General features: G+C 69.9%; 27 protein-coding genes, 1 tRNA gene and 1 riboswitch. Of the genes, 8 read left to right on the top strand and 20 right to left on the bottom strand.

The window, feature by feature from the left end; genetic code table 11:
• Positions 1-16 precede the first annotated feature (16 nt).
• A complete protein-coding gene (locus ACIGO6_RS00655) occupies positions 17-1,420 on the bottom strand; it encodes a DUF445 domain-containing protein (protein ID WP_399869593.1) in 1,404 nt (467 codons plus the stop codon).
• A gap of 197 nt (positions 1,421-1,617) precedes the next feature.
• On the opposite strand from ACIGO6_RS00655, the gene ACIGO6_RS00650 reads away from it, so the two are divergent.
• Positions 1,618-2,982, top strand: a complete 1,365-nt coding sequence (locus ACIGO6_RS00650; protein WP_399869591.1) for an SGNH/GDSL hydrolase family protein — start codon at positions 1,618-1,620, stop codon at positions 2,980-2,982.
• A gap of 43 nt (positions 2,983-3,025) precedes the next feature.
• On the opposite strand, the gene ACIGO6_RS00645 is transcribed toward ACIGO6_RS00650, so the two are convergent.
• Genes ACIGO6_RS00645 through ACIGO6_RS00630 form a run of 4 tightly spaced genes read right to left on the bottom strand, consistent with a single transcriptional unit; the run spans position 3,026 to position 6,547 of the window.
• On the bottom strand, positions 3,026-3,862 hold the full coding sequence (locus ACIGO6_RS00645; RefSeq protein WP_399869589.1) for a DUF1707 domain-containing protein: 837 nt from the start codon (positions 3,860-3,862) through the stop codon (positions 3,026-3,028).
• 33 nt (positions 3,863-3,895) lie between these two features.
• The gene (locus ACIGO6_RS00640) at positions 3,896-4,900 is read right to left on the bottom strand and encodes an ATP-binding cassette domain-containing protein (protein WP_399869587.1); all 1,005 of its coding nucleotides are present in this window, start codon (positions 4,898-4,900) and stop codon (positions 3,896-3,898) included.
• Between the two features lie 5 nt (positions 4,901-4,905).
• Positions 4,906-5,748 (bottom strand): ABC transporter permease, encoded by an 843-nt coding sequence (locus ACIGO6_RS00635; protein WP_399869585.1) that lies wholly within the window; start codon positions 5,746-5,748, stop codon positions 4,906-4,908.
• Positions 5,741-6,547 carry an ABC transporter permease gene (locus ACIGO6_RS00630; protein ID WP_399869584.1) on the bottom strand — a complete coding sequence of 269 codons (807 nt, stop codon included), beginning with the start codon at positions 6,545-6,547 and terminating at the stop codon, positions 5,741-5,743. The genes ACIGO6_RS00635 and ACIGO6_RS00630 overlap by 8 nt, the downstream gene beginning before the upstream one ends.
• A gap of 240 nt (positions 6,548-6,787) precedes the next feature.
• Between ACIGO6_RS00630 and ACIGO6_RS00625 the strand changes: the two genes are divergently transcribed.
• Complete coding sequence (locus ACIGO6_RS00625; RefSeq protein WP_399869582.1) at positions 6,788-9,151, top strand: transglycosylase domain-containing protein; 2,364 nt, start codon at positions 6,788-6,790, stop codon at positions 9,149-9,151.
• Positions 9,152-9,163: 12 nt separating this feature from the next.
• Here the strand turns inward: ACIGO6_RS00625 and ACIGO6_RS00620 are convergent, their stop codons facing one another.
• The 3 genes from ACIGO6_RS00620 to ACIGO6_RS00610 form a co-directional block, all read right to left on the bottom strand.
• Positions 9,164-9,484 carry a DMT family transporter gene (locus ACIGO6_RS00620; RefSeq protein WP_399869580.1) on the bottom strand — a complete coding sequence of 107 codons (321 nt, stop codon included), beginning with the start codon at positions 9,482-9,484 and terminating at the stop codon, positions 9,164-9,166.
• Between the two features lie 31 nt (positions 9,485-9,515).
• A riboswitch (guanidine-III (ykkC-III) riboswitch) is annotated at positions 9,516-9,582 on the bottom strand.
• Between the two features lie 57 nt (positions 9,583-9,639).
• On the bottom strand, positions 9,640-9,996 hold the full coding sequence (locus tag ACIGO6_RS00615; protein WP_164368634.1) for a co-chaperone GroES: 357 nt from the start codon (positions 9,994-9,996) through the stop codon (positions 9,640-9,642).
• 23 nt (positions 9,997-10,019) lie between these two features.
• The gene (locus tag ACIGO6_RS00610) at positions 10,020-10,352 is read right to left on the bottom strand and encodes a DUF3618 domain-containing protein (protein WP_399869578.1); all 333 of its coding nucleotides are present in this window, start codon (positions 10,350-10,352) and stop codon (positions 10,020-10,022) included.
• Between the two features lie 279 nt (positions 10,353-10,631).
• Between ACIGO6_RS00610 and bcp the strand changes: the two genes are divergently transcribed.
• The 3 genes from bcp to ACIGO6_RS00595 all read left to right on the top strand — a co-directional run bounded on the left by bcp (position 10,632) and on the right by ACIGO6_RS00595 (position 12,396).
• Positions 10,632-11,099 carry a thioredoxin-dependent thiol peroxidase gene (bcp, locus tag ACIGO6_RS00605; RefSeq protein ID WP_019325646.1) on the top strand — a complete coding sequence of 156 codons (468 nt, stop codon included), beginning with the start codon at positions 10,632-10,634 and terminating at the stop codon, positions 11,097-11,099.
• A gap of 135 nt (positions 11,100-11,234) precedes the next feature.
• Positions 11,235-12,257 (top strand): HNH endonuclease, encoded by a 1,023-nt coding sequence (locus ACIGO6_RS00600; protein WP_399869576.1) that lies wholly within the window; start codon positions 11,235-11,237, stop codon positions 12,255-12,257.
• 54 nt (positions 12,258-12,311) lie between these two features.
• A tRNA-Leu gene (locus tag ACIGO6_RS00595) sits at positions 12,312-12,396 on the top strand.
• A 42-nt stretch (positions 12,397-12,438) separates the two neighbouring features.
• On the opposite strand, the gene rdgB is transcribed toward ACIGO6_RS00595, so the two are convergent.
• The 4 genes from rdgB to ACIGO6_RS00575 all read right to left on the bottom strand — a co-directional run bounded on the left by rdgB (position 12,439) and on the right by ACIGO6_RS00575 (position 14,735).
• Entirely contained in the window at positions 12,439-13,041 is a 603-nt protein-coding gene (rdgB, locus tag ACIGO6_RS00590) for an RdgB/HAM1 family non-canonical purine NTP pyrophosphatase (protein ID WP_399869574.1), read from the bottom strand.
• Between the two features lie 34 nt (positions 13,042-13,075).
• Positions 13,076-13,486 carry a hypothetical protein gene (locus ACIGO6_RS00585; RefSeq protein WP_399869573.1) on the bottom strand — a complete coding sequence of 137 codons (411 nt, stop codon included), beginning with the start codon at positions 13,484-13,486 and terminating at the stop codon, positions 13,076-13,078.
• Positions 13,487-13,676: 190 nt separating this feature from the next.
• Complete coding sequence (gene rph / locus ACIGO6_RS00580; RefSeq protein WP_399869571.1) at positions 13,677-14,417, bottom strand: ribonuclease PH; 741 nt, start codon at positions 14,415-14,417, stop codon at positions 13,677-13,679.
• Between the two features lie 84 nt (positions 14,418-14,501).
• On the bottom strand, positions 14,502-14,735 hold the full coding sequence (locus ACIGO6_RS00575) for a glucose PTS transporter subunit EIIB (RefSeq protein ID WP_399869570.1): 234 nt from the start codon (positions 14,733-14,735) through the stop codon (positions 14,502-14,504).
• Between the two features lie 162 nt (positions 14,736-14,897).
• Between ACIGO6_RS00575 and ACIGO6_RS00570 the strand changes: the two genes are divergently transcribed.
• Entirely contained in the window at positions 14,898-16,193 is a 1,296-nt protein-coding gene (locus ACIGO6_RS00570; RefSeq protein WP_399869568.1) for a PTS transporter subunit EIIC, read from the top strand.
• A 263-nt stretch (positions 16,194-16,456) separates the two neighbouring features.
• Positions 16,457-17,722, top strand: coding sequence for a PTS transporter subunit EIIC (locus ACIGO6_RS00565; RefSeq protein WP_399869566.1), 1,266 nt, complete (start codon positions 16,457-16,459; stop codon positions 17,720-17,722).
• 68 nt (positions 17,723-17,790) lie between these two features.
• On the opposite strand, the gene ACIGO6_RS00560 is transcribed toward ACIGO6_RS00565, so the two are convergent.
• Entirely contained in the window at positions 17,791-18,543 is a 753-nt protein-coding gene (locus ACIGO6_RS00560) for an MBL fold metallo-hydrolase (RefSeq protein WP_399869564.1), read from the bottom strand.
• Between the two features lie 204 nt (positions 18,544-18,747).
• Between ACIGO6_RS00560 and ACIGO6_RS00555 the strand changes: the two genes are divergently transcribed.
• On the top strand, positions 18,748-19,212 hold the full coding sequence (locus ACIGO6_RS00555; RefSeq protein WP_399869562.1) for a type II toxin-antitoxin system PemK/MazF family toxin: 465 nt from the start codon (positions 18,748-18,750) through the stop codon (positions 19,210-19,212).
• A 25-nt stretch (positions 19,213-19,237) separates the two neighbouring features.
• Here ACIGO6_RS00555 and ACIGO6_RS00550 read toward each other — a convergent pair whose 3' ends face one another.
• The 7 genes from ACIGO6_RS00550 to clpS form a co-directional block, all read right to left on the bottom strand.
• Positions 19,238-20,188: a PLP-dependent cysteine synthase family protein gene (locus ACIGO6_RS00550; RefSeq protein ID WP_399869560.1), complete on the bottom strand. Its 951-nt coding sequence runs from the start codon at positions 20,186-20,188 to the stop codon at positions 19,238-19,240.
• A 5-nt stretch (positions 20,189-20,193) separates the two neighbouring features.
• Entirely contained in the window at positions 20,194-20,472 is a 279-nt protein-coding gene (locus tag ACIGO6_RS00545; RefSeq protein ID WP_399869558.1) for a MoaD/ThiS family protein, read from the bottom strand.
• Between the two features lie 100 nt (positions 20,473-20,572).
• Positions 20,573-20,668 carry a putative leader peptide gene (locus tag ACIGO6_RS00540; RefSeq protein ID WP_310873142.1) on the bottom strand — a complete coding sequence of 32 codons (96 nt, stop codon included), beginning with the start codon at positions 20,666-20,668 and terminating at the stop codon, positions 20,573-20,575.
• Positions 20,669-20,759: 91 nt separating this feature from the next.
• Positions 20,760-21,182: a Mov34/MPN/PAD-1 family protein gene (locus ACIGO6_RS00535; protein WP_399869556.1), complete on the bottom strand. Its 423-nt coding sequence runs from the start codon at positions 21,180-21,182 to the stop codon at positions 20,760-20,762.
• A 146-nt stretch (positions 21,183-21,328) separates the two neighbouring features.
• The gene (locus ACIGO6_RS00530; RefSeq protein WP_399869554.1) at positions 21,329-22,756 is read right to left on the bottom strand and encodes an amino acid permease; all 1,428 of its coding nucleotides are present in this window, start codon (positions 22,754-22,756) and stop codon (positions 21,329-21,331) included.
• A gap of 353 nt (positions 22,757-23,109) precedes the next feature.
• Positions 23,110-23,718, bottom strand: coding sequence for a DUF2017 domain-containing protein (locus tag ACIGO6_RS00525; RefSeq protein WP_399869552.1), 609 nt, complete (start codon positions 23,716-23,718; stop codon positions 23,110-23,112).
• 84 nt (positions 23,719-23,802) lie between these two features.
• Positions 23,803-24,120, bottom strand: a complete 318-nt coding sequence (clpS, locus tag ACIGO6_RS00520; RefSeq protein WP_311575095.1) for an ATP-dependent Clp protease adapter ClpS — start codon at positions 24,118-24,120, stop codon at positions 23,803-23,805.
• Positions 24,121-24,170 lie beyond the last annotated feature (50 nt).

Raw genomic sequence — 24,170 nt, 5'->3', positions numbered from 1 at the left:
CCGAGCGGACGGGAGGCTACGCCCCCAGGATGCGGGAGACCGTGTAGATCAGCAGCCCGGCCAGCGAGCCGACCACCGTGCCGTTGATCCGGATGAACTGCAGGTCGCGGCCGATGTTCGCCTCGATCTTCTTCGTGGTGTGCTCGGCGTCCCAGCTCGCCACCGTGTCGGTGATCAGGGAGGTGATCTCCTTGCGGTAGGTGGTGACCACGTACACCGCGGCGCTCTCGACCCACGCGTCGACCTTGCCCTGCACCTTGGCGTCGGAGGCCATCCGGGCGCCCAGCGACAGCAGCGAGGCCCGCACCCGCAGGCGCAGCTCGCTGTGCTCGTCCTCCGCCGCCGAGACGATCATGGAGCGTACGGCCGTCCAGGCGGAGGCGATCAGGTCCTGGACCTCGCCGCGGCCGAGCACCTCCGTCTTCAGCCGCTCCACCCGCGCGCGGGTCTCGGTGTCGGACTGGAGGTCGGAGGCGAAGTCGGTGAGGAAGCGGTCGAGGGCGCCGCGCGCGGGGTGGGCGGGCATGTCGCGCATCTCGGTGACGAAGCGCAGCAGCTCCTTGTAGACGCGCTCGCCGACCTTCTTGTCCACGAACCGGGGTGTCCAGCCGGGCGCCCCGCCCTGTACGGCGTCCATCACGGAGTCGCCGTGCAGGACCAGCCAGTCGTGGGCGCGGGAGACGATCAGGTCGACGGCGCGCCGGTGGCCGCCGTCGGTGACGACCCGCTCCAGCATCTTGCCGATGCCGGGGGCGATCTCCTGCGCGTCGGCCCGGCGGGTGATGGCCTCGCCGACCACCGCCTGCACGTCGGAGTCGCGCAGCACGGTCAGGGCGCCGCGCAGGGCGGCGGACAGCTCGGCCGTCACCCGGTCGGCGTGGTCGGGCACGGCGAGCCAGGCGCCGAGCCGGCTGCCGATGCCGACGGCGCGCAGCCGCTGGCGTACGACGTGCTCGGAGAGGAAGTTCTCGCCGACGAACTCGCCCAGCGAGACGCCCAGCTGGTCCTTCTTCTTGGGGATGATCGCGGTGTGCGGGATGGGGATGCCGAGCGGGTGGCGGAAGAGGGCGGTGACGGCGAACCAGTCGGCGAGCGCGCCGACCATGCCGGCCTCGGCGGCGGCGGAGACATAGCCCGCCCAGGCGCCGGCGCCCCGGTGGGAGGCCCATTCGGCCAGCACGTAGACCACGGCGACGAACAGCAGCAGGCCGGTGGCGGTGAGCTTCATACGGCGCACGCCGCGCCGCTTCTCCTCGTCGGCCGGGCTGAAGGACGTCATCGCGCGGTCGCGGAAGGCACCGGAGGCTCCGAGGGCTCCCTCGGCCGAGGGGCCGCTCCCGGTGCCGTCCGGCGCCCCTGCGCCCTCCGGCACCCCGGGGCCCGTGGAACCGTCCCGGTGTTCCGCCTTCGTCCGTTCCATCCGCTCCACCGTTCGCCGATCCGTCCCGCACACATTGTCCCTTCCTGACCGACTCCTGGAACGGAACACAAGTTCCCGGCGTCTGTCCGGAAGGGGAACGCCCGGGGCTCCCGCGCCCTTCCCCCGGCCCATGCCGCATCATGGGTGCGTCGGACCGGAGCCTCGGGGCTCCCCTCGCCCGAGGAGAACAGCACAGCATGACCCATGGTCATGACGGAGGCACGGGGGCGCCTCCCACCCGGTACCGTGCCCTGCTCGCCGCGATCATCACCCTGATCGTGGCGATCTCCGCGGCCATATACGTCGGTGCGTCCGCCGACGACGGCACGAAGGACCGCACCCCGCTCGCCGGCGACCGCTTCCCACGGGGCGACGCCGCGCCCGCCTCCACCGGCACCTGGGTCGGCTCCTGGGCCACCGCCCCGGCCGCGGCCGAACCGGGCACCGCGACGACCGGCATGGCGGGCCGCTCCGTGCGCAACGTCGTGCACGCGAGCGTCGGCGGCACCAGCGCCCGCATCACCCTGTCCAACCACTACGGACACGCGCCGCTGACCGTCACCCACGCCTCCATCGCCCTGGCCGCCGGCCCCGACACCGCCGCCGCGCTCGCCGACACCATGCGCCGGCTCACCTTCGCCGGCAGCCCCCGGGTCGTCATCCCGGCGGGCGGACAGGTGATGAGCGACATCGCCCGCATCACCGTCCCCTACGGCGCGGACGTCCTGGTCACCACGTACTCCCCCGTCCCCTCCGGCCCGGTCACCCTGCATCCGCGGGCCCAGCAGACCAGCTACCTCGCCGTCGGGGACCGCGTCGCGGACGTCACCGCCGTCGCGTACACCACCGAGACCCCGTACTGGCGCTATCTGACCGCGCTGGACGTGCTGAGCCACGAGGCCGACGGCACCGTCGTCGCCATCGGGGACTCGATCACCGACGGCTTCGGCTCCGAGATCAACGCCAACCGGCGCTGGACCGACGTCCTCGCCGAGCGGCTGCACGAGGCGGCCGAGGACGGCCGGGACACGCCGCGCTACGGCGTCGTCAACGCGGGCATCAGCGGCAACCGGATCCTGACCGGCAGGGCGGGCCGGCCCGCCGACAACCCGAGCGCGCTGAGCCGGTTCACCCGGGACGTGCTGGACCGCACCAACGTCAAGGTCGTGGTCGTCGTCCTCGGCGTCAACGACGTCCTGCACAGCCCCGAACTCGCCGACCGGGACGGCATCCTCGACGGCCTGCGCGAGCTGACCGACCGGGCCCACGCGCGCGGGCTGAAGGTCGTCGGCGCGACGATCACCCCGTTCGGCGGCTACCGCGCCTCCACGCCGGCCCGCGAGGCGATGCGGCAGGAGATCAACGAGGAGATCCGCTCGGGCCGCCTGTTCGACGCGGTCGTCGACTTCGACAGGGCCCTGCGCGACCCGTACGACCCGCGCCGGCTGCGCTCCGACTACGACAGCGGGGACCACCTGCACCCCAGCGACAAGGGGTACGCGCGGATGGGCCGGGCCCTGGACCTCGACGACCTGAAGGGCGCGGCGCCGGTCGAGCTGTGACCCGCGCGGGGCGGTTCAGTCCTCGTGACCCGCGCGGGGCGGTTCAGTCCTCGCCGCGCCTGTGGCGGTCCCGCTCCTCGCGGCGCAGTTCGCGCTGCTCACGGCGTTCGTCGCGGTGCTCGCGCATGAGGTCCCGGTGGCCCTCCAGCATCCTGCGGTGGGCCCCCTCCACGTCCTCCCGGAAAGAGGAGTGCAGCTCCCGCATCGCGGCCTTGCGGTCCAGCTTCTCCTGCCGGCGCTCCTCCTTCTGGCGCAGCTTCTCCGCCCGCGTCAGCTTGCGCTCGACGCCGACCCCGCCCCAGAAGGCGAAGCCCGTCACGACGACCCGCGGGGCGCCCGGGTCCCCCGGGACGCCCTCCTCACGGTGGTCGAAGCCGCCCATGATCCCGATGCCCCGCACGATCACCTCGACGCCCGGCGGCACGATCACATTCATCCCGCCCATGATCGCGACGCAGTTGATCACGACCTCGCCGTCCGCGAAGTTGGCCTCGCGCAGGTCGATGTCCCCGCCGCCCCAGAACGCGAAGGAGTTGAACCGCCTCGGCACCGTCCAGCGCCCCTTGCGCTGGAAGCCGGACATCACGGCGACCGCCCAGGACGAGGACCCCTCGCCGCCGGTGATCCGGCCCGCCCAGCTCCCGGCGTGCGCCGGGTCCTTGGTCATCGACACCTTGGGCGCCACACCCGCCGAGCCGGCCGGCAGGTCCCGGGTGATCGGCTCCAGCTCCCCGTACGTCCGCGCGCTGTACGTGGCGTCCAGCCGCTCCTCGAACTCGGTCATGTCCAGACGCCCCTCCGCGAGGGCGTCCCTCAGGACCTCGGCGACTCGTTCGCGATCGGCGTCGGATGCCCGGAGCTCCGGGGTCTCGTCGGTCATGTACAGCAGCCTACGAGTTCACCGCGCCGGACACTACGCGCTCGTGCGTTCCGCGTAGATCTTGGCGATCACTGCTTCGATGTCGGGCTCCCGCACCGACAGGTCGACCAGCGGATACGCCGCCGCGACCTGCGCGACGAGCCCGGCCGCCGACGCCGACGCCGGGAACGCCAGCCACTGTCGCGGCCCCTCCACCCGCACCACCCGTGCCGGTGGCGGCGCCTCGATCGGCGGCAACTCCCGTTCCAGGTCCACCACCAGGGTGCGCTCGCTCTCCCCCGCCTCGTGCAGCCCGGCCAGCGGACCGTCGTACATCAGCCGTCCGTGGTCGATGACCATCACCCGGGAGCACAGCTGCTCGATGTCCTGAAGGTCGTGCGTCGTCAGCAGCACCGTCGTGCCGCGCTCCGCGTTCAGGTCCCGCAGGAAGCCCCGCACCTTGGCCTTCGACACCACGTCCAGGCCGATCGTCGGCTCGTCCAGGTACAGCACCTCCGGATCGTGCAGCAGCGCCGCCGCGATGTCGCCGCGCATCCGCTGCCCCAGCGACAACTGCCGCACCGGCACGTCCAACAGCGCCTCCAGCTGGAGGAGCTCGACGCACCGGGTCAGGTTCTCCCGGTAACGGCCGTCCGGGATGCGGTACATGCGGTGCATCAGCCGGTAGGAGTCGATCAGCGGCAGGTCCCACCACAGCGTCGTCCGCTGCCCGAACACCACCCCCATGCGGTGCGCCAGCCGCGTCCGCTCCCGGGACGGGTCGATGCCCGCCACCCGCAGCCGGCCCCCGCTCGGCGTCAGGATGCCCGTGAGCATCTTGATCGTCGTCGACTTCCCGGCGCCGTTCGGCCCGATGTAGCCGACCATCTCGCCGCGCGCCACGGTGAACGACAGCCCGTCCACCGCCCGCACCTGTTGCCGCTCCCGCTTCAGGAAGCCCGTCTTCCGGCGTACGTCGAAGACCTTCTCGACGCCGTCCAGCTCGATGAAGGCCGCCGCACCCGGCCCCGCCGTGTCCGCCCCGGTCACCGTCGTCAACTCCCTCAGCTCCCCGTACTCCGGTACGAACGCAGCCCCGCCCGCCAGGCCCACCCCGCCAGCGCACAGCAGGCCACCGCCACGAGCGGCGGCGCGAACGCCACCCACTCGGGCAGGTCCAGCGGATAGGGCCGCCCCAGCACATAACTCGCCGGCAGCCAGTTGACGAAGGCCAGCGGCACCACGAACGTCACGCCCCGCACCAGGTCCAGCGCGAACACCGTCGGCGGGTACTGCAGCATCGTCGTACCGCCGTAGGTGAACGCGTTCGACACCTCCGAGGCGTCCTGCGCCACGAACTGGAACGCCGCCGCCGCCACGAACACCGCGCAGAAGATCCCCGCCCCGCTCAGCAGCATCACCGGCATCAGCAGCAGCTTCGCCGCCGTCCAGTCGACGTCGACGACGGTGAGGGCGTACCCCAGCACCAGCACCCCCTGCATCAACCGGCCCAGCCGGCGCAGCGCGAACCGGTCCGCCGCCACCTGCGCCAGCACCGGCGCCGGACGCACCAGCAGCGTGTCCAGCGTGCCGTCGCGCACCCGCCGGCCCAGCCGCTCCATCGAGCCCACCGCCAGGTCGGCCAGCCCGAAACAGACCCCGGACACCCCGTACAGGAACGCCACCTCCCCCAGCGACCAGCCGCCCAGCGCGTCGACCCGGGTGAACATCAGCAGGATCGCCACGAAGTCCAGCGCCGTCGCCGCGAAGTTCCCGAACGTCGTCATCGCGAAGGACGCCCGGTAGGCCATCGTCGACCGGATCCACATCGCGGCGATCAGCCGGTACGTGCGCAGCGCCTCGGCCACCCGGCCGCCCCGCACCCCCCGCTCGGCCAGCTCAGCCACCCTGGACCACCACCCGTCGCGTCGCCGCCGACTGCACCAGCCGCCCCACCGCCAGCAGCGCCACCGCCCACCCCGCCTGGAAGAGATACGTCCCCAGCGGATCCGCCTCGCCCAGCAGCACGTCCGCCGGCGCCTGGAGCAGCGAGGACCACGGCAGCATCCGCACGATGTCGCCGAGCTCCCCCGGGAACACGTTCAGCGGCAGCAGCATCCCCGAACAGAAGAACCCCGCGAGCCACGCCATCTGCGTCACCCCCATGCCGTCCATCAGCCAGAAGGCCGACAGCGCCACCAGATAGCGCAGCGCGAAACTCACCATCGCCGCCAGCCCCACCGCGACCAGGAACGCCGCCCAGGTGGACGCCTCCCGCGGCAGCGCCACCGGGAAGAACAGCGACCCGAACACGAACGGCACCACCCCGCGCCCCAGCAACTGGAACAGCGCCCGCCCCACGTCCGCCGCCAGCCACCACAGCTGGAGGTCCGCCGGCCGGTACAGATCGACGGCGATGTCACCCGTACGGATGCGTTCCATCAACTCGTCCTCGAACCCGCCGCCCCCGATCGCCAGCGCCGCCAGCAGCGCCTGCCCCAGCCACACATAGGTGACCGCCTGCGCCTGGTCGTAGCCCCCGAGCTGCGGTTTCTCGTCCCACAGGGCCAGATAGGTGTACACCAGGATCAAACCGAACACCGTGTTGGTGAACACCCCGGCGACGGTGGCCGCCCGATACGTCGCGTACCGTCTGAATCCCCCCGCCGCGACGGCCACGTACAACCGGCCCGAGCCCACACCCACAGCCCTTCCCTCCGACCGGCGCCAAAGCGCAGGAGCCTAGTGCGACCGCGACCGTCCGTGCCACGGAATTTCACGGGTGTGCCGTCGAGCGGGAACGGAACGGCCGGTGCGAGAGTCTTCTTCTGAGGGACCTAAGGCCGCAGAGACGCACAAGGCCGACCAGGCCGACGAGACAGACCGGTACGGGACCAAGCCGACGGGTCCACACCGTACGACGCGAAACAGGAGTTCGTGCACGAGATGAGCGACGAGCCGCAGCAGCCGAAGAAGCCGAAGAGGCCCAAGCGGACCGGATGGCGCCGCCTGATCCCGACCTGGCGCATGGTGCTCGGCACCTTCGTCCTCGGCACCCTGCTGATCGTCGGCGGCTTCTTCCTCGGCTACTCGCTGGTGAAGATCCCGCCCGCCAACGCGCTCGCCACCGAGGAGTCCAACGTCTACCTGTACGCCGACGGCAGCGTCCTCGCCCGCGACGGCGAGGTCAACCGCGAGAGCGTCGACCTCGCCCGCATCTCCAAGGACGCCCAGCACGCCGTCCTGGCCGCCGAGGACCGCGACTTCTACACCGAGTCCGCCATCGACCCCATGGCGATGGTCCGGGCCGGCTGGAACACCGCCACCGGCAAGGGCAAGCAGTCCGGCTCCACGATCACCCAGCAGTACGTCAAGAACTACTACCTGGCCCAGGAGCAGACCGTCACCCGCAAGGTGAAGGAGTTCTTCATCTCGATCAAGCTCGACCGGGAGAAGAGCAAGAGCGAGATCCTCGAGGGCTACCTCAACACCAGCTTCTTCGGCCGCGGCGCCTACGGCATCCAGGCCGCCGCCCAGGCCTACTACGGCATCGACGCCAAGGACCTCACCGCAGGCCAGGGCGCCTACCTCGCCTCCCTGCTCAACGCCCCCAGCCAGTACGACGTCGTCGCCCACCCCGAGAACCGGCCCGCCGCCGAGGCCCGCTGGAACTACGTCCTGAACGGCATGGTCGACAAGGGCTGGCTCAGCCCCTCCGAACGCGCCGCCGCGAAGTTCCCCGCGCCCAAGCAGTCCACCCTCTCCACCGGCATGTCCGGACAGCGCGGCTACGTCGTCAACATCGTCAAGGACCACCTGATCCAGAACGGCATCGTGGACGAGGAGGAACTCGACCGCGGCGGCTACCGCATCACCACCACCCTGCAGAAGGACAAGCAGAACGCCTTCGTCAAGGCCGTCGACGACAAGCTGATGTCCCGGCTGGACCAGAAGGAACGCAAGGTCGACACCTTCGTCCGCGCCGGCGGCGCCTCCGTCGACCCCCGGACCGGCAAGGTCGTCGCCATGTACAACGGCATCGACTACGTCAAGCAGTACACACCCAACGCCGTCCGCCGCGACTTCCAGGTCGGCTCCACCTTCAAGCCGTTCGTCTTCACCTCCGCCGTCGAGAACAACGCCGAGACCCAGGACGGCCGCACGATCAACCCGAACACCCTGTACGACGGCACCAGCGAACGCCCCGTCGAAGGCTGGAGCGGCGAGCGCTACGCCCCGGAGAACGAGGACCACCACGACTACGGCGACATCACCGTCCGCGAGGCCACCGACAAGTCGGTGAACGCCGTGTACGCCCAGATGGCCGTGGACGTCGGCTCCGACAAGGTCATGCGGACCGCGATCGACCTCGGCCTCTCCGAGAACACCCCCGAGCTGACCCCGTCGCCCTCCATCGCCCTCGGCGTGGCCACCGCCAGCCCCCTCGACATGGCCGAGGCGTACGCCACCCTCGCCAACCACGGCCGGCACAGCACGTACACCCTGGTCGAGAAGGTCGTGAAGAACGGCACCGAGGAGATCGAGCTGCCCGAGCGGCACGAACGCCAGGCCGTCAGCCGCGAGGCCGCCGACACCACCACGTCCGTCCTGCGCAGCGTCGTCCAGAACGGCACCGCCACCGCCGCCCTGGCCGCCGGCCGGCCCGCCGCCGGCAAGACCGGCACCGCCGAGGAGGACACCGCCGCCTGGTTCGCCGGCTACACCCCCGAACTGGCCACCGTCGTCGCCGTCATGGGCCAGGACCCGGAAACCGCCGCCCACAAGTCGCTCTACGGCGTGATGGGCCTGCCCCGCATCAACGGCGGCGGCGCGCCCGCCGAGATCTGGGGCCAGTACACCCGCAACGCCCTCGAGGGCGAGCCTGTCACCGACTTCAACCTCCAGCTCCAGGCCGGAGCCGACGTCACCGCACCCCCGACCGGCGAGGCCCCCGACGAACCGGGCTCCGGCGACGAGAGCGGCAGCGGCGATCCGGACGAAGGGTCGGCCGGCGACGAGGACGGGGAGAGCGGCACCGAGACCCCGGGCCGGACCGGCGGCGGCGACGGCACCGACCCGGGCGACACCGGCGGCGACGACACCGGCGGCAACCCGGACACCGGCGGCCCCACCAACGGCGGCGCCACCACCGAACCGGGCCCCACGGGCGGCGGCGACGGAGGGGGCGACGACTCGTCCAACGGCGGCACCATCGAGGGAGGGGGCGGCGGCGACTCGACCGGCGCCGACGGCGGAGGCTCGGACAACGGGACCGTCGCCGGCCTCCCCCTCAACCCCCGCCGCCCGTGACGCCGTGCCGGATCAGTGACCGGAGGTCGCCTTCAGCCCCACCACGGCGACCAGCAGCAGACAGATGAAGAAGATCCGGGCGGCGGTCGCCGGCTCCCCCAGCACCATCATGCCGAGCACCGCCGCACCGGCCGCGCCGATCCCCACCCACACGCCGTAGGCGGTACCGATGGGCAGCGTCCGCGCCGCGTACGACAGCAGCATCATGCTGGCGACGATCCCGGCACCGGTGAACACACTCGGCCACAGCCGCGTGAAACCGTCGGTGTACTTCATCCCGATCGACCAGCCGACCTCCAGCAGACCGGCGACAATCAGCAGAACCCAGGCCATGACGGCACCTCCGTGAAGCGAACTGAACGGTGGTGCGTCGTCTTTTCCTGCCCGGTACGGCGCGTCTCGTCGGGTGCCTTCCAAGCTAGCAAACCCAGGAGAAAGGGGCCGGTGACCTTGGTCACCAGCCCCTCAAGCGTTTCACGTCCCGCGGGTCAGAGGTACAGCCCGGTCGAGTCCTCCGACCCCTCGAACCGGTCCGCGGCCACCGCGTGCAGATCGCGCTCGCGCATGAGCACGTAGCCCACGCCCCGCACCTCGACCTCGGCACGGTCCTCCGGGTCGTACAACACCCGGTCGCCCGGCTCCACGGTCCGCACGTTCTGCCCCACCGCGACGACCTCGGCCCAGGCCAGCCGCTTGCCGACCGCCGCCGTGGCGGGGATCAGGATCCCGCCCCCGGAACGCCGCTCGCCCTCACCGGCGTCCTGCCGCACGAGTACGCGGTCGTGCAGCATCCGGATGGGCAGCTTGTCGTCCTGGGGACCGTGCTCGTTTCTCTTGGCGCTCACGCCTCGAACCTACCTGCCCCGGCTCAGCGCCCGCGCCGCCGGGTACCGCCCAGGGCGAGCAGCCCCACGACCCCGACGACCACGAGCGCCACGGGCACGACCCGCTCCAGCCGCGGCGCGCCCTCCTCGTCCACGAACTGCGACCTCACGTCGCTGACCACGCGATTGACCCCGACGTACGCCCGTCCGAGCGTGTGATCGACGCTGGAAGCGACCTTGGCCTTCGCATCGTCCATGATCGTCTTCGGGTGCACCCGCATCCCGATCTCGTCGAGCGTCTCGGCCAGCACCTCGCGGCGGCGCTTGATGTCCGCCTCGATCTGCGCCGGGGTTCTGATGTCCGACGTGTCCGCCACCGTACGCCTCCGAAGTCTTCTGACACTGACCCGGACAGTCTGTCAGCTACTCACTTCTCTGCACTGTCAGGACCCCCGGTTCAGGGCCTGTCCGGCAGATCATGCCGCAGACGCGGGGCCTGGCACGCACATCTGCCGCGTTGTCGTCGGTCGCCGACGCTCCGCGTCGACTCCCTCCTCCGCCTTGCAGCTGCACGCACCAGGCCCCGCTCACCGGCACTGACCAGTCACGTCACCTCCCTGCGACCTGATCTGCCGGACAGGCCCTACGCTGGATCGATGAGCGAGCGACTCCAGCCCGGGGACCCGGCCCCCGCCTTCACCCTCCCGGACGCCGACGGCAACGAGGTGTCCCTGTCCGACCACAAGGGCCGCAAGGTCATCGTCTACTTCTACCCTGCCGCGCTTACCCCCGGCTGCACGAAGCAGGCGTGCGACTTCACGGACAACCTGGAGCTGCTGGCCGGCGCCGGGTACGACGTGATCGGCATCTCCCCCGACAAGCCGGAGAAGCTGGCCAAGTTCCGCGACACCGAGTCCCTCAAGGTCACGCTCCTTGCCGACCCGGACAAGAAGGTCCTCGACGCGTACGGCGCCTTCGGCGAGAAGAAGAACTACGGCAAGACGTACATGGGCGTCATCCGCTCCACGATCGTGGTGGACGAGGAGGGCAAGGTCGAACGCGCCCTGTACAACGTCCGCGCAACGGGCCACGTGGCCAAGATCATCAAGGACCTGGGCATCTGAGCTCCCTCTTGCGGGGCCCGTACTGGAGGCATCCGGTACGGGCCCTTCCGCATGCCGTGCGTGACTGTCCGATAACCGGTTCGTTACTCCGTACGAGGCAGCGAACTGGCTGCCGACTCACGAGGGGCGGACAGGATGCTGGAGACTTCGGAACCCGCACACCCGGGCACTTACGACAGGGAGCGGCTCGCGCGTGCCGTTGCTGAGGCTCGCAACTGGACAGGCCTGATGCGACGACTCGGCCTCAAGGCGAACGGCGGCCAGCGAAGGGTGCTCCAGGAAAAGGTCGCGGGCCACGGGCTGGACACGAGTCACTTCGTCAAGCGCAGCCCGTGGCGCAAGTACCCCGACGCGGCGATCGCCGAGGCCGCAGCCTCGGCGTCATCGCTGCGGGAGGTGGCGCTGAAGCTGGGAGCGATCCCGGCCACCGGAACCCTGTCCCACATTCGACGCCGCATCAGCGCGGCAGGAATCGACGTCAGCCATTTCCCCGGGCTCAATCAGCCCGAGCCCGACCTCCCCTTCACTGCAGATGAACTTCGTGCAGCCGCGGCAGCAGCTACCAGCGTGCGCGGCGTCGCACGTGCGCTGGGCGTGCCGGACGACAGCCGCTCGCGCGCCACTCTGCGCCGCATGATGAGCGCCCAGGACATCGATACGAGCCACTTCTCACACCGACGCCTGCACGTTCCCGAAGACCAGCTCCGCAGTCTTGTGCCGCGTTGCGCGAGCTACGCCGACGTCATGCGCAGCCTCGGTCTGGAGGTCAATGACGTCAACCATCGACGCGTCCGACGCGCGGTTACGCGTCTGGGTCTCGACACCAGTCACTTCGAGCGCAGGTCCTGGGCACGAGCGGAGCCGCCCGCCCCAGCACCCACCGCTCACCGCGTGCTGGTAGTTCTCCCCTCTCATGCAGGGCGAACGAACAGGGCTCAACTGCACAAAGCCCTGAGTGAGATCGGAGTGCCGTACGCCTGCGAGACCTGCGGCAACACCGGCGCCTGGCTCGGGCAACCCATCACCCTGCAGATCGATCACGTCAACGGGAACTGGCGGGACAATCGTCGGGAGAACCTGCGGTATCTCTGCCCCAACTGCCACGCCCTGACGGAGACCTGGTGTCGCCGGAAGGGCAGGGCGCCCCTCGCAGGGTGACCCGTTCCCCCCGTACACTGAGTGCCGCCGGTCGAGCACGGTGACCGTTTTTGAGCGGCCGTGATGGAATTTGGCAGTCATGCTGGGTTTAGGTCCCAGTGGGTTCACACCCGTGTGGGTTCGAGTCCCACCGGCCGCACACACGGAGGGGCCGCTCAACAGGCGGCCCCTCCGCCGTCACTCAGCCCAACAGCTCGCGCACCACCGGCACCAGGGCGCGGAATGCCTTGCCGCGGTGGCTGATCGCGTTCTTCTCCTCTGCCGTCAGTTCCGCGCAGGTGCGGGTCTCGCCGTCCGGCTGGAGGATCGGGTCGTAGCCGAAGCCGCCCGTGCCGGCGGGGGTGTGGCGGAGGGTGCCCCTCAGTTGGCCCTCGACCACTCGCTCCGTGCCGTCGGGCAACGCCAGGGCTGCCGCGCAGGCGAAGTGGGCGGCGCGGTGTTCGTCGGCGATGTCGCCGAGCTGGGCGAGGAGGAGGTCGAGGTTGGCCTTGTCGTCGCCGTGGCGGCCGGCCCAGCGGGCGGAGAAGATGCCCGGTGCGCCGTTGAGGACGTCGACGCAGAGGCCGGAGTCGTCGGCGACGGCGGGCAGGCCGGTGGCCTGGGCGAGGGCGTGGGCTTTGAGGAGGGCGTTCTCGGCGAAGGTGATGCCGGTTTCCTTGACGTCGGGGATCTCCGGGTAGGCGTCCGCGCCGACGAGGTCGTGGGGCAGGCCTGCGTCGGCGAGGATGGCCCTCAGTTCGGTGATCTTTCCGGCGTTGCGGGTGGCGAGGATCAGGCGGGTCATGGGGTCCAGTATCGGGGACCCCGGTTCCGCTGCCTTACGGCGTGCAGACCTTGGTCAGTTCGCCCGCCGCGTCGGTGACGGGGCTGAGGTCGGGGGTCTCGTCGCCGTTCTCCACCGAGGTGCGGACGTTGTCGACGGCCTTGCCGAGGTCGTCGACCGCCTTGTTGACGTCGGCGTTGTCGGTCGTGTCGCCGATCTTCTCGAGGTTCTTGTCTATGGAGTTGAGGGATTCCTCGAGCTGCGTCGGGTCGTTGGACGCGTTCTCCACGGCCTGCTGGAGCGCGGTGACGCTGTCGGCGATGGCGTCGGCGGTCTGGACGCAGTCGAGGGCCTTGTCGACGGCGTCGCAGCCGGTGGTGAGTCCGACCGTCAGAGCGATGCCGGCCATGGTGGCGGCGGCGGTGACGGTGGTGCGACGAAGGCGGCGGTGGCGGCTCGCGGCCATGGGTCTCGGTCCTCCCCTTGGGACAGGGCCGGGCGGCCCGTGTGCGTGCGGTGCGGCGTCGGGCGTACGGCCAGTGCGTCGGCCGTACGCCCGGAGTGCCGCTGTGCTTCTGTACTGCTAGTGACGCTGTGGCGGGCGGCGGAGTTGCGCGACCCGGCCGCCTTTCCTTGAGGCGTCCTTGGTGTTCTCTTTACTTTTCGAGGACGGTATCAAGTGCCTTGCGCTGGAGGTCGGCCAGTTCCGCGCAGCCGGCGGCGCCGAGGTCGAGGAGGGCGTTGAGTTCGGCGCGGTCGAAGGGCTCGGCCTCGGCGGTGCCCTGGACCTCGACGAAGCGTCCGTCTCCGGTGCAGACGACGTTCATGTCGGTGTCGGCGCGGACGTCCTCCTCGTAGCACAGGTCGAGGAGCGGGGTGCCGGCGACGATGCCGACGGAGACGGCGGCGACGGTGCCGGTCAGCGGCTTGCGGCTGGGCTTGATGAGCTTCTTGGTGTGCTGGGCCCAGGTGATGGCGTCGGCCAGGGCGACGTAGGCGCCGGTGATGGCGGCGGTGCGGGTGCCGCCGTCGGCCTGGAGGACGTCGCAGTCGAGGACGATGGTGTTCTCGCCGAGCGCCTTGTAGTCGATGACGGCGCGCAGGGAGCGGCCGATGAGGCGGCTGATCTCGTGGGTGCGGCCGCCGATGCGGCCCTTGACGGATTCGCGGTCGCCGCGGGTGTTGGTGGCGCGGGGGAGCATGGCGTATTCGGCGGTGACCCAGCCTTCGCCGCTGCCCTTGCGCCAGCGGGGGACGCCTTCGGTGACGGAGGCGTTGCAGAGGACTTTGGTGTCGCCGAAGGAGACGAGGACGGAGCCTTCGGCGTGCTTGCTCCAGCCGCGTTCGATGGTGACGGGGCGGAGTTGCTGGGGGGTGCGGCCGTCGATGCGTGACATGCGGGTGAGCCTAGCGGGACATGGGGAGGGGCCCTTCCCGTGGTGCGTGGCCACGGGCAGGGCCCCTCGGTGCGCTCGGGGCGCTTACATCATGTCTTCGATTTCTGCGGCGATCGGGTCGGCGTCGGTGCCGATGACGACCTGGATGGCGGTGCCCATCTTGACGACGCCGTGGGCGCCGGCGGCCTTGAGAGCGGCTTCGTCGACCAGTGCGGGGTCGTTGACCTCGGTGCGGAGGCGGGTGATGCAGCCTTCGATCTCGTCGATGTTCTCGATGCCGCCGAGGCCGGCGACGATCTTCTCAGCCTTGCTGGCCATGTTCGTTCTCCCTGATCTGAAACCGCTTTGTCGCAGTAACCCACAGTTGGCCCATCTTCGCGAGCGGTCATGCGGTGTGTACCGAATGATGGCGTCACGACAGCGGAACCGTCTGTCAACTGGTCTACACCAGTGTACCGGCGACGACCGGATGGAGACCGGATGAGTGCCGACAGCGCGGTCAGTCCTGCTCGTGCCCGTTGGAACAAGGCGTTCCAGGGGTTGCAGAAGATGGGGCGCAGTCTGCAGTTGCCCATTGCGGTCCTGCCCGCCGCAGGCATCCTCAACCGGCTGGGGCAGCCGGACATGTTCGGGGACGACGGGCTGGGTTGGACGAACGTCTCGAAGGTGATGGCGGGCGCGGGCGGGGCGCTGCTCGACAGTTCGCTGGGGCTGCCGCTGCTGTTCTGCGTGGGCGTGGCCATCGGCATGGCGAAGAAGGCCGACGGTTCGACGGCGCTGGCGGCCGTGGCGGGGTTTCTCGTCTACTTCAACGTGCTGCGGCAGTTCCCGGAGGACTGTCCGGAGGGATCGCGGGCGGTGCCGCAGGTCGGGTGCCGGCTGACCGACGGGTCGGAGACGGTGACGGCGTTCACGTACCAGAACCCGGGTGTCTTCGGCGGGATCGTGATGGGGCTGATGGCGGCCTACTTCTGGCAGCGGTTCCACCGCACCAGGCTGGTGGACTGGCTCGGCTTCTTCAACGGCCGCCGGCTGGTGCCGATCATCATGGCGTTCGTGGCGATCGTGTTCGCGGCGCTGTGCCTGTGGGTCTGGCCGCCGATCGGCGACGCGCTGGAGAGCTTCAGCGACTGGCTGACGGGGCTGGGCGCGTGGGGTGCGGGTGTGTTCGGCGTGACGAACCGGGCGTTGCTGGTGATCGGCCTGCATCAGTTCCTGAACGTGCCGATCTGGTTCCAGTTCGGCAGTTACACCAAGCCGGACGGCACGGTGGTGCACGGCGACATCAACATGTTCCTGCAGGGCGACCCGACCGCGGGGCAGTTCACGACGGGCTTCTTCCCGATCATGATGTTCGCGCTGCCGGCCGCGGCGCTGGCGATCACGCACTGCGCGAAGCCGCACCGGCGCAAGGAGGTCGGCGGCCTGATGCTGTCGGTGGGGCTGACGTCGTTCGTGACGGGGATCACGGAGCCGCTGGAGTACTCGTTCCTCTTCATCGCCCCGGCGCTGTACGCGGTGCACGCGGTGCTGACGGGCGTGTCGATGGCGGTGACGTGGGGGCTGGGCGTGAAGGACGGGTTCAGCTTCTCGGCGGGGTTGATCGACTACGTGATCAACTGGAATCTGGCGACCAAGCCGTGGCTGATCATTCCGATCGGCCTGTGCTTCGCGGCGCTGTACTACGCCGTCTTCCGCTTCGCGATCACGAAGTTCGACCTGAAGACTCCGGGGCGTGAGCCGGAGGACGAGGTGGAGGACGTCACGAAGGTGTAGACCTCACGTACCCTTTGATCGTGGTCTTGCGAAGGCCCCCGGATCTCCGGTCCGGGGGCCTTCGGCGCGCCCTCGCGAGGCTTTGACCGGGAGGCCCGATCCGGCACCGAACGTAGCGCTCCCGTCGCGGAATCACGGGTTCCTTACGCAGCCTTCATCGTGCTACAACAGGTCTACACCACTGAGTGGTGTAGACCTGCGACGACGCCGTCCCCATCTTCCCGAGCGACCGGGCGGCGCGCCCTGTCCCCCTGGAGGATGTTGTGACCACGCCCAGCGCCGCGCCCGCGGCCGAGAAGAAGAAGGGCGCCGGCGTGATGTCTGTACTGCAGCGCATCGGCCGCAGCCTGATGCTGCCGGTCGCGGTGCTGCCCGCCGCCGCCCTGCTGGTGCGCCTCGGCAACACCGACATGCTGGGCCGCCCGGAGTTCCCCACGTTCCTGACGAAGATCGCCGGGTTCATGGCGGCCGGCGGCAACGCCATCCTCGACAACATGGCGCTGCTGTTTGCCGTGGGCATCGCCATCGGCTTCGCAAAGAAGTCGGACGGCTCGACGGCGCTCGCGGCGGTCGTCGGCTACCTGGTCTTCAAGAACGTGCTGGCCACGTTCACGGACAAGAACCTCCCGCAGGTGGCGAAGGCCGTCGACGGCAAGGTCGTCATGACGGACGCGCCCGTGGACGCCAAGGTCCTCGGCGGTGTGGTGATGGGCCTCGTGGTCGCACTGCTGTACCAGCGCTTCTACCGGACCAAGCTGCCCGACTGGGCGGGCTTCTTCGGCGGCCGCCGTCTGGTCCCGATCCTTTCGGCCTTCGCGGGCCTGGTTCTCGGCATCGTCTTCGGCTACATCTGGCCGGTGCTCGGCACGGCCCTGCACAACTTCGGTGAGTGGCTGGTCGGCTCCGGTGCCGTCGGCGCGGGCATCTTCGGTGTCGCCAACCGCGGGCTGATCCCGATCGGCATGCACCACCTGCTGAACTCCTTCCCGTGGTTCCAGGCGGGCTCGTACGAGGGCAAGAGCGGCGACATCGCCCGCTTCCTGGCCGGCGACCCGACCGCGGGCCAGTTCATGACCGGCTTCTTCCCGATCATGATGTTCGCGCTGCCGGCCGCGTGCCTGGCGATCGTGCACTGCGCGCGCCCCGAGCGTCGCAAGGTCGTGGGCGGCATGATGTTCTCGCTCGCCCTGACGTCGTTCGTCACCGGTGTGACCGAGCCGATCGAGTTCACCTTCATGTTCATCGCGCCGGTGCTGTACGCCATCCACGCGGTGCTCACCGGTGTCTCGATGGCGCTGACCTGGGCGCTGGGAATGAAGGACGGCTTCGGCTTCTCGGCCGGCGCGGTCGACTTCTTCCTGAACCTGGGCATCGCGAGCAACCCGTGGGGCCTGGCCCTGGTCGGTCTGTGCTTCGCGGCGGTCTACTACGTGGTCTTCCGGTTCGCGATCACCAAGTTCAACCTGCCGACGCCCGGCCGTGAGTCGGACGAGGAGATCGCCGAGCTGCAGAAGGCGGAGGGCAAGTAGCCCGCACGCACGTCGCACGGAGGCGGGGCCCGGTCACCTGGACCGGGCCCCGCCTCCGTTGTCGTACGTCAGACCTCGTACGTCACACCCGGCGCCGCCAGCTCCACCGGCCCCGTGTAGACCTCCCGCGCGTCGACCAGGTTGATCTGGGGGTCGGTCCACGGGGGGATGTGGGTGAGGATCAGGCGGCGGGCGCCGGCGCGGGTGGCGCTTTCGCCTGCCTCGCGGCCGTTGAGGTGCAGGTCCGGGATGTTCTCCTTGCCGTGCGTGAAGGCGGCCTCGCACAGGAACAGGTCCGTGTCGCGGGCGAGTTCGTCCAGCACGGGGGTGACGCCCGTGTCGCCGGAGTACGTCAGCGACCTGCCGCCGTGCTCGACGCGGATGGCGTAGGCCTCCACGGGGTGGGCGACGCGTTCGGTGTGCACGGTGAAGGGTCCGACCTCGAAGGTGGACGGCTTGACCGTGTGGAAGTCGAAGACCTCGCTCATCGACGAGGCGGAGGGCGTGTCGGCGTAGGCGGTGGTGAGCCGGTGCTCGGTGCCCTCGGGTCCGTAGACCGGCAGAGGGGCGCAGCGGCCGCCGTCGTGCCGGTAGTAGCGCGCCACGAAGTAGGCGCACATGTCGATGCAGTGGTCGGCGTGCAGATGGCTGAGGAAGATCGCGTCGAGGTCGTAGAGACCGCAGTGGCGCTGCAGCTCGCCCAGGGCGCCGTTGCCCATGTCGAGGAGCAGCCGGAAGCCGTCGGCCTCGAGGAGGTAGCTCGAGCAGGCCGATTCCGCGGACGGGAACGACCCCGAGCAGCCGACGACGGTGAGCTTCATGGAGCAGAAACCTCCGTTGGCGCGTGTGGAGTGACGGGGGTCGTGCGGTTTGTCGAGCGTAAGGCGCAAAACCTTTGGTCGCTCCTCCGCCAGGGGCCGTTGTGGGCGAACTCACCTGTGGTGTCACCGGTTCGGCTGGACGTGGGGCGGTCGGGTCCATGCGGGGGCGCGCGGGGGGCGTGAGCGCCGGTAGCGTTCGAGTTTATGGACACGTCCTGGTGGCTCGCTCTCGCGGCGGTGGTGCTGCTCGCGCTCGTCGCCACGCTGGTCGACGGCTGGGGGCGGGGGCGGCGGCCCCCTCGGCCGGGTGGCATCCGGCGTCCGCCGGGCCGGCCCACGGGGCCGGGGGGACGGGCGGTGCGGCCGCGGCCCGCGGAGATCTGGTGGGCGAGCGTGCCGTACGAGGACACGGCGGGTGCGAAGGACCGGCCGTGCCTGGTGATCGCGGTGCGCGGGCGGCGGGTGCTCGTCGCGAAGATCACCAGCCGGTACCGGGACGGGCGGGCCGGGGTGATCGCGTTGCCGCCGGGTGCGGTCGGGGACGCGCGGGGGCGGGCGAGCTTCCTGGAGACGGACGAGCTGCGCGAGGTGCCGGTGGGGGACTTCCGGCGCCGGGTGGGTGTGGTGGACCCGGTCCTGTGGGACCAGGTCCGTCACCTCGCGAAGTAGACCCCGACAGGGCCTGGGAACCCCGTCAGGCCCAGAGCTGGCCCTGGAGGGTCTCGATGGCCTCTTCGGTGGTGGCCGCCGTGTAAACGCCGGTGGAGAGGTACTTCCAGCCGCCGTCGGCGACGACGAAGACGATGTCCGCGCTCTCGCCGGCCTTCAGCGCCTTCTTCCCGACGCCGATCGCGGCGTGCAGGGCGGCGCCGGTGGAGACGCCCGCGAAGATGCCCTCCTGCTGGAGGAGCTCCCGGGTGCGGGTCACGGCGTCCGCCGAGCCGACCGAGAACCGGGTGGTGAGGACGGAGGCGTCGTACAGCTCTGGTACGAAGCCCTCGTCGAGGTTGCGCAGGCCGTAGACCAGGTCGTCGTAGCGCGGTTCGGCGGCGACGATCTTCACGTCGGGCTTGTGCTCGCGCAGGTAGCGGCCGACGCCCATCAGCGTCCCCGTCGTCCCCAGGCCCGCGACGAAGTGCGTGATCGAGGGCAGGTCGGCGAGGATCTCCGGGCCGGTGCCGGCGTAGTGGGCGCCGGCGTTGTCCGGGTTGCCGTACTGGTAGAGCATCACCCAGTCCGGGTGCTCGGCGGAGAGTTCCTTGGCGACCCGTACGGCGGTGTTGGAGCCGCCCGCGGCCGGGGAGGAGATGATCTCCGCGCCCCACATGGCGAGCAGGTCCCGGCGCTCCTGCGAGGTGTTCTCAGGCATGACGCAGACGATGCGGTAGCCCTTGAGCTTGGCGGCCATGGCCAGCGAGATGCCGGTGTTGCCGCTGGTCGGCTCCAGGATCGTGCAGCCCGGGGTGAGGCGGCCGTCCTTCTCCGCCTGCTCGATCATGTGGAGCGCGGGGCGGTCCTTGATCGAGCCGGTCGGGTTGCGGTCCTCCAGCTTGGCCCAGATACGGACGTCGTCGGACGGCGACAGCCGCGGCAGGCGCACCAGAGGGGTGTTGCCCACCGCGGCGAGCGGGGAGTCGTAACGCATCCCGATCAGGCCATACCGCCGGCGACGGCCGGCAGGATCGTGATGCTGTCGCCGTCGGACAGCTTGGTGTCGATGCCGTCGAGGAAGCGGACGTCCTCGTCGTTCAGGTAGACGTTGACGAAGCGGCGCAGCTGCTCACCGTCCACGATGCGGGCCTGGATGCCCGCGTGCCGGGTCTCGAGGTCGGCGAAGAGCTTGGCGAGGGTGTCCCCGGTGCCCTCCACCGCCTTCTGGCCGTCGGTGTACTGGCGGAGGATGGTCGGGATGCGGACCTCGATGGCCATGGCTGAGGGCTCCTGTCGGAAGGTGTCGTGGGTTCGTCGGGGCGCGCGGAGGCGCGCTGCAGCCCGCCGCGGCTCACGGCCGTACGGCGGCAGCGGAAGATCAACAGATGGCGCTGTTCAGCCTGCACAGGTCGACGTGCAGCCGCGCCACGAGCAGCGTGCCCGGCGCCTTTTCGCTCACGTCGAGAAGAACCATGGGCACATCGTATCGATTCCCGGTCCGGCTCCCGGAGTGTGATCTCATCCTTCGGACGCAATCCGTCCGGCTTGCGAGATGCGGTCGGGGGTCAGTAGGCCTCGACGACCTTGACCTCCTCCTCCGTCACCTCTCCGTCCAGGATCCGGAACGACCGGAACTGGAACTCGCCGGCGCCGTCGGTGTCCGCCGTGGAGACCAGGACGTAGTGGGCGCCGGGCTCGTTGGCGTAGGAGAGGTCGGTGCGGGAGGGGTAGGCCTCGGTGGCCGTGTGGGAGTGGTAGATGATCACCGGCTCCTCGTCGCGGTCGTCCATCTCGCGGTAGAGCTTGAGCAGGTCCTGCGAGTCGAACTCGTAGAACGTGGGCGAGCGGGCGGCGTTGAGCATGGGGATGAACCGCTCGGGGCGGCCCTCCCCCACCGGACCGGCCACCACGCCGCACGCCTCGTCGGGGTGGTCCTCGCGCGCGTGGGCGACGATCTGGTCGTACAGGGCCTGGGTGAGGGTCAGCATGCGGCCCAGCATAAGCAGAAGGACCGTCCCGTACCGGTGGGTGGTACGGGACGGTCCATATGCCGGACATCCTGAGCGGCAGCCGTGCCGGGGTGCCACGAGCAACCCGTGCGGCCGGACGTCCGCAGTGCGCACGAAGGCGCTGGTCAGCCGATCTTTTCCATCTCGGGCTCGCCGCGCCGCTCGGTGACCTCCGGGTTGCGGCTCTTGAGCACCGCCCAGCCGATGCCGAGCGCGGCGGCCCATCCGGCCATGACGTAGAGACAGACCCGGGAGTCGGCGTCGTACGCGATCAGGCCGGTGACGAAGAGCAGGAAGGCGATGGCGATGTAGGAGCACACCGAGCCGCCCGGCGCCGGGAAGGAGGAGGCGGGCAGGTGGCCCGCGACGACCTTGCGGCGGTAGAGGACGTGGCTGATCAGGATCATCAGCCAGGTCCAGATGCCGGCGGCGGTGGCGATGGAGGTGACGTAGCCGAAGGCCTTCTCCGGGACGACGTAGTTCAGGACCACACCGATGCCCATGAAGATCACCGAGATGCCGATGCCGATGGCCGGGGTCTTGGTCGACGACAGCCGGCTGAAGACCCTGGGGGCCTCCCCGTTGTCCGCGAGGGTGCGCAGCATCCGGCCCGTGGAGTACATGCCGGAGTTGCAGGAGGAGAGGGCGGCGGTGAGCACGACGAAGTTGACGATGCCGGCGCCGGCCGGGATGCCGATGACCGCGAAGGCCTTCACGAAGGGGCTGACGCCCTCGGCGAACTCGGTCCACTTCACCACGGCCAGGATGACGGTGAGGGCGCCGACGTAGAAGAGGGCGATGCGCCAGGGCAGGGTGTTGATCGCCTTGGGGAGGGTCTTCTCCGGGTTCTCGGACTCGCCGGCGGTGACGCCGACCAGCTCGACGGCGAGGTAGGCGAACATCACGCCCTGGAGGGTCATGAGCGAGGAGCCGATGCCCTTGGGGAAGAAGCCGTCGAAGGCCCACAGGTTGGAGACGGCGGCGGTGTCGCCGGCCTGGCTGAAGCCGAGGGTGAGCACGCCGAGGCCGATCACGATCATGCCGATGATGGCGGTGACCTTGACCATCGAGAACCAGAACTCGATCTCGCCGAAGAGCTTCACCGAGATCAGGTTGGCCAGGAACAGCACGACCAGGAAGACCAGGGCCGAGACCCACTGCGGGATCTGTGGGAACCAGTAGTGGATGTAGATGGCGGCGGCGGTGAGCTCCGCCATGCCGGTGACCACCCACATCAGCCAGTACGTCCAGCCGGTGAAGTAGCCGAAGAAGGGGCCGAGGAATTCGCGGGAGTACTCGGCGAAGGAGCCGGAGACGGGACGGTAGAGCAGGAGCTCGCCGAGCGCCCGCATGATGAAGAAGATGATCACGCCTGCGAGGGCGTACATGAGGATGATGCTGGGTCCGGCCTTGGCGATGTTGGCCCCGGCGCCCAGGAAGAGACCGACGCCGATGGCGCCGCCGATCGCGATCATCTGGACCTGACGGCTGTTGAGCCCGCGCTCGTAGCCCTCTTCAGGTGCTTTCTCCGTGTCGACCTGCGCAGAGGTCATGTGTGGTGCGCCTTTCTCCATGCCGATCCGGGCCTTTCGTCGGCCGCGGATCGGGTCTCGATCCCCCCGGATGATGGAGCTGAGCGGGCCTCACGTCCCGCTCGTTGCCTGGCCGGCGATCCGCCGGCTCGGTGGCGCACCCGGCCGAACATTCGGGTGGTGTTCGCCGGGCGGTCGTGAAGATTTACCACGACCGCAGCACTGATCACAGGGGACCTGTGTGATGTGTCACACAGCCAGAACCGGACAAAGGGCACCCTGGGGGTGCAAAGAAGGGCGCGGGTTTGACGCGATCGTTATCCGGATTTGAGGGTCCGCTGAGCGGACACGGAGAGTGAGCGAATCACGCCAATTCAGGGCATCAGGGTCCCGACGAGCGACTCCTGGAGGCCGCCGAGCCACAGGTACGCCATCACCATCGGCTTGCGCGGGTCCTCGTCCGGGAGCCGGTAGAGCAGGTCGGAGTCGTCCTCGTCGGTGATCTCCAGCCGGGAGCCGATGGCCAGGCGCAGGTCGTTCAGGGCGCCCAGCCACTGCCGGGACTCCTGCGCCGACAGCTTCAGCACCGCCTCGCCCTCGCCCGCCGCCTCGGACGCCAGGGCGTCCAGCGCGCGGATCACCGCGAGCGCGTTCTCGCGCTTGCCGGCCCGCAGGTCGTTCTCGGTGTAGCGGCGGAACTCGGCGGAGTGGGCGCGCTGCTCCTCGGCCTCCTTGGCCTGCGGGGTGCCCTCGGGGTCGCCGTAGGCGTCCGGGAACAGGCGGCGCAGCACCGGGTCGGAGGGGGGCTCGCTCGGGCCCTCGGCGAAGAGCTCGGCGAGCGGGTCGTCGGAGGCGTCCTCGGCGGGGCCGGGTCCGATCAGCTCCAGGAGCTGCACGGCCAGGGACCGGATGATGGAGATCTCGACGTCGTCGAGGGCGACGGCCGCGCCGCCACCGGGGATCGGTTCGAATTGTCCGGGCATGAAGGCGATTCAGCTACTTCCGTCCTGCGGGCGGGCGTGGGTCAATTCCGGCTGCAATTCCGGCTGCAATTCCGGCCGTTTCGATCATTTCCGGTCCTGCTGGAGGGTGGCCCACAGGCCGTAGCCGTGCATGGCCTGGACGTCCCGCTCCATCTCCTCGCGCGAGCCACTGGACACGACCGCGCGGCCCTTGTGGTGGACGTCGAGCATGAGCTTGGTCGCCTTGTCCTTCGAGTAGCCGAAGTAGGACTGGAAGACGTACGTCACGTAGCTCATGAGGTTGACGGGATCGTTGTGCACGATCGTCAGCCAGGGCACGTCGGGCTCGGGTACGGCGAAGACCTCCTCGGCGGACTCGGTCTTCTCGATCTCCATGGGTGCGGCTGCCGTCACATGGCCCATGCTGCCACCACAGGGGGGCACCCGCACAAACGGGCCTGTGGCGGGCGCCA

This window comes from Streptomyces sp. NPDC053750 (assembly GCF_044544295.1).
Classification (GTDB): Bacteria; Actinomycetota; Actinomycetes; order Streptomycetales; family Streptomycetaceae; genus Streptomyces.
Note: the sequence above shows the minus strand (reverse complement) of the source record. Positions and strands in the feature narration are given on the sequence as shown.

Excerpts from the sequence above, each read along its gene's own strand:
- ACIGO6_RS00655 (WP_399869593.1), bottom strand. The coding sequence starts at position 1,420 with ATGGAACGGACGAAGGCGGAACACCGGGACGGTTCCACGGGCCCCGGG.
- ACIGO6_RS00650 (WP_399869591.1), top strand. The coding sequence starts at position 1,618 with ATGACCCATGGTCATGACGGAGGCACGGGGGCGCCTCCCACCCGGTAC.
- ACIGO6_RS00645 (WP_399869589.1), bottom strand. The coding sequence starts at position 3,862 with ATGACCGACGAGACCCCGGAGCTCCGGGCATCCGACGCCGATCGCGAA.
- ACIGO6_RS00625 (WP_399869582.1), top strand. The coding sequence starts at position 6,788 with ATGAGCGACGAGCCGCAGCAGCCGAAGAAGCCGAAGAGGCCCAAGCGG.
- ACIGO6_RS00620 (WP_399869580.1), bottom strand. The coding sequence starts at position 9,484 with ATGGCCTGGGTTCTGCTGATTGTCGCCGGTCTGCTGGAGGTCGGCTGG.
- bcp (WP_019325646.1), top strand. The coding sequence starts at position 10,632 with ATGAGCGAGCGACTCCAGCCCGGGGACCCGGCCCCCGCCTTCACCCTC.
- ACIGO6_RS00600 (WP_399869576.1), top strand. The coding sequence starts at position 11,235 with ATGCTGGAGACTTCGGAACCCGCACACCCGGGCACTTACGACAGGGAG.
- rdgB (WP_399869574.1), bottom strand. The coding sequence starts at position 13,041 with ATGACCCGCCTGATCCTCGCCACCCGCAACGCCGGAAAGATCACCGAA.
- ACIGO6_RS00585 (WP_399869573.1), bottom strand. The coding sequence starts at position 13,486 with ATGGCCGCGAGCCGCCACCGCCGCCTTCGTCGCACCACCGTCACCGCC.
- rph (WP_399869571.1), bottom strand. The coding sequence starts at position 14,417 with ATGTCACGCATCGACGGCCGCACCCCCCAGCAACTCCGCCCCGTCACC.
- ACIGO6_RS00575 (WP_399869570.1), bottom strand. The coding sequence starts at position 14,735 with ATGGCCAGCAAGGCTGAGAAGATCGTCGCCGGCCTCGGCGGCATCGAG.
- ACIGO6_RS00570 (WP_399869568.1), top strand. The coding sequence starts at position 14,898 with ATGAGTGCCGACAGCGCGGTCAGTCCTGCTCGTGCCCGTTGGAACAAG.
- ACIGO6_RS00560 (WP_399869564.1), bottom strand. The coding sequence starts at position 18,543 with ATGAAGCTCACCGTCGTCGGCTGCTCGGGGTCGTTCCCGTCCGCGGAA.
- ACIGO6_RS00555 (WP_399869562.1), top strand. The coding sequence starts at position 18,748 with ATGGACACGTCCTGGTGGCTCGCTCTCGCGGCGGTGGTGCTGCTCGCG.
- ACIGO6_RS00550 (WP_399869560.1), bottom strand. The coding sequence starts at position 20,188 with ATGCGTTACGACTCCCCGCTCGCCGCGGTGGGCAACACCCCTCTGGTG.
- ACIGO6_RS00545 (WP_399869558.1), bottom strand. The coding sequence starts at position 20,472 with ATGGCCATCGAGGTCCGCATCCCGACCATCCTCCGCCAGTACACCGAC.
- ACIGO6_RS00540 (WP_310873142.1), bottom strand. The coding sequence starts at position 20,668 with ATGGTTCTTCTCGACGTGAGCGAAAAGGCGCCGGGCACGCTGCTCGTG.
- ACIGO6_RS00535 (WP_399869556.1), bottom strand. The coding sequence starts at position 21,182 with ATGCTGACCCTCACCCAGGCCCTGTACGACCAGATCGTCGCCCACGCG.
- ACIGO6_RS00530 (WP_399869554.1), bottom strand. The coding sequence starts at position 22,756 with ATGACCTCTGCGCAGGTCGACACGGAGAAAGCACCTGAAGAGGGCTAC.
- ACIGO6_RS00525 (WP_399869552.1), bottom strand. The coding sequence starts at position 23,718 with ATGCCCGGACAATTCGAACCGATCCCCGGTGGCGGCGCGGCCGTCGCC.
- clpS (WP_311575095.1), bottom strand. The coding sequence starts at position 24,120 with ATGGGCCATGTGACGGCAGCCGCACCCATGGAGATCGAGAAGACCGAG.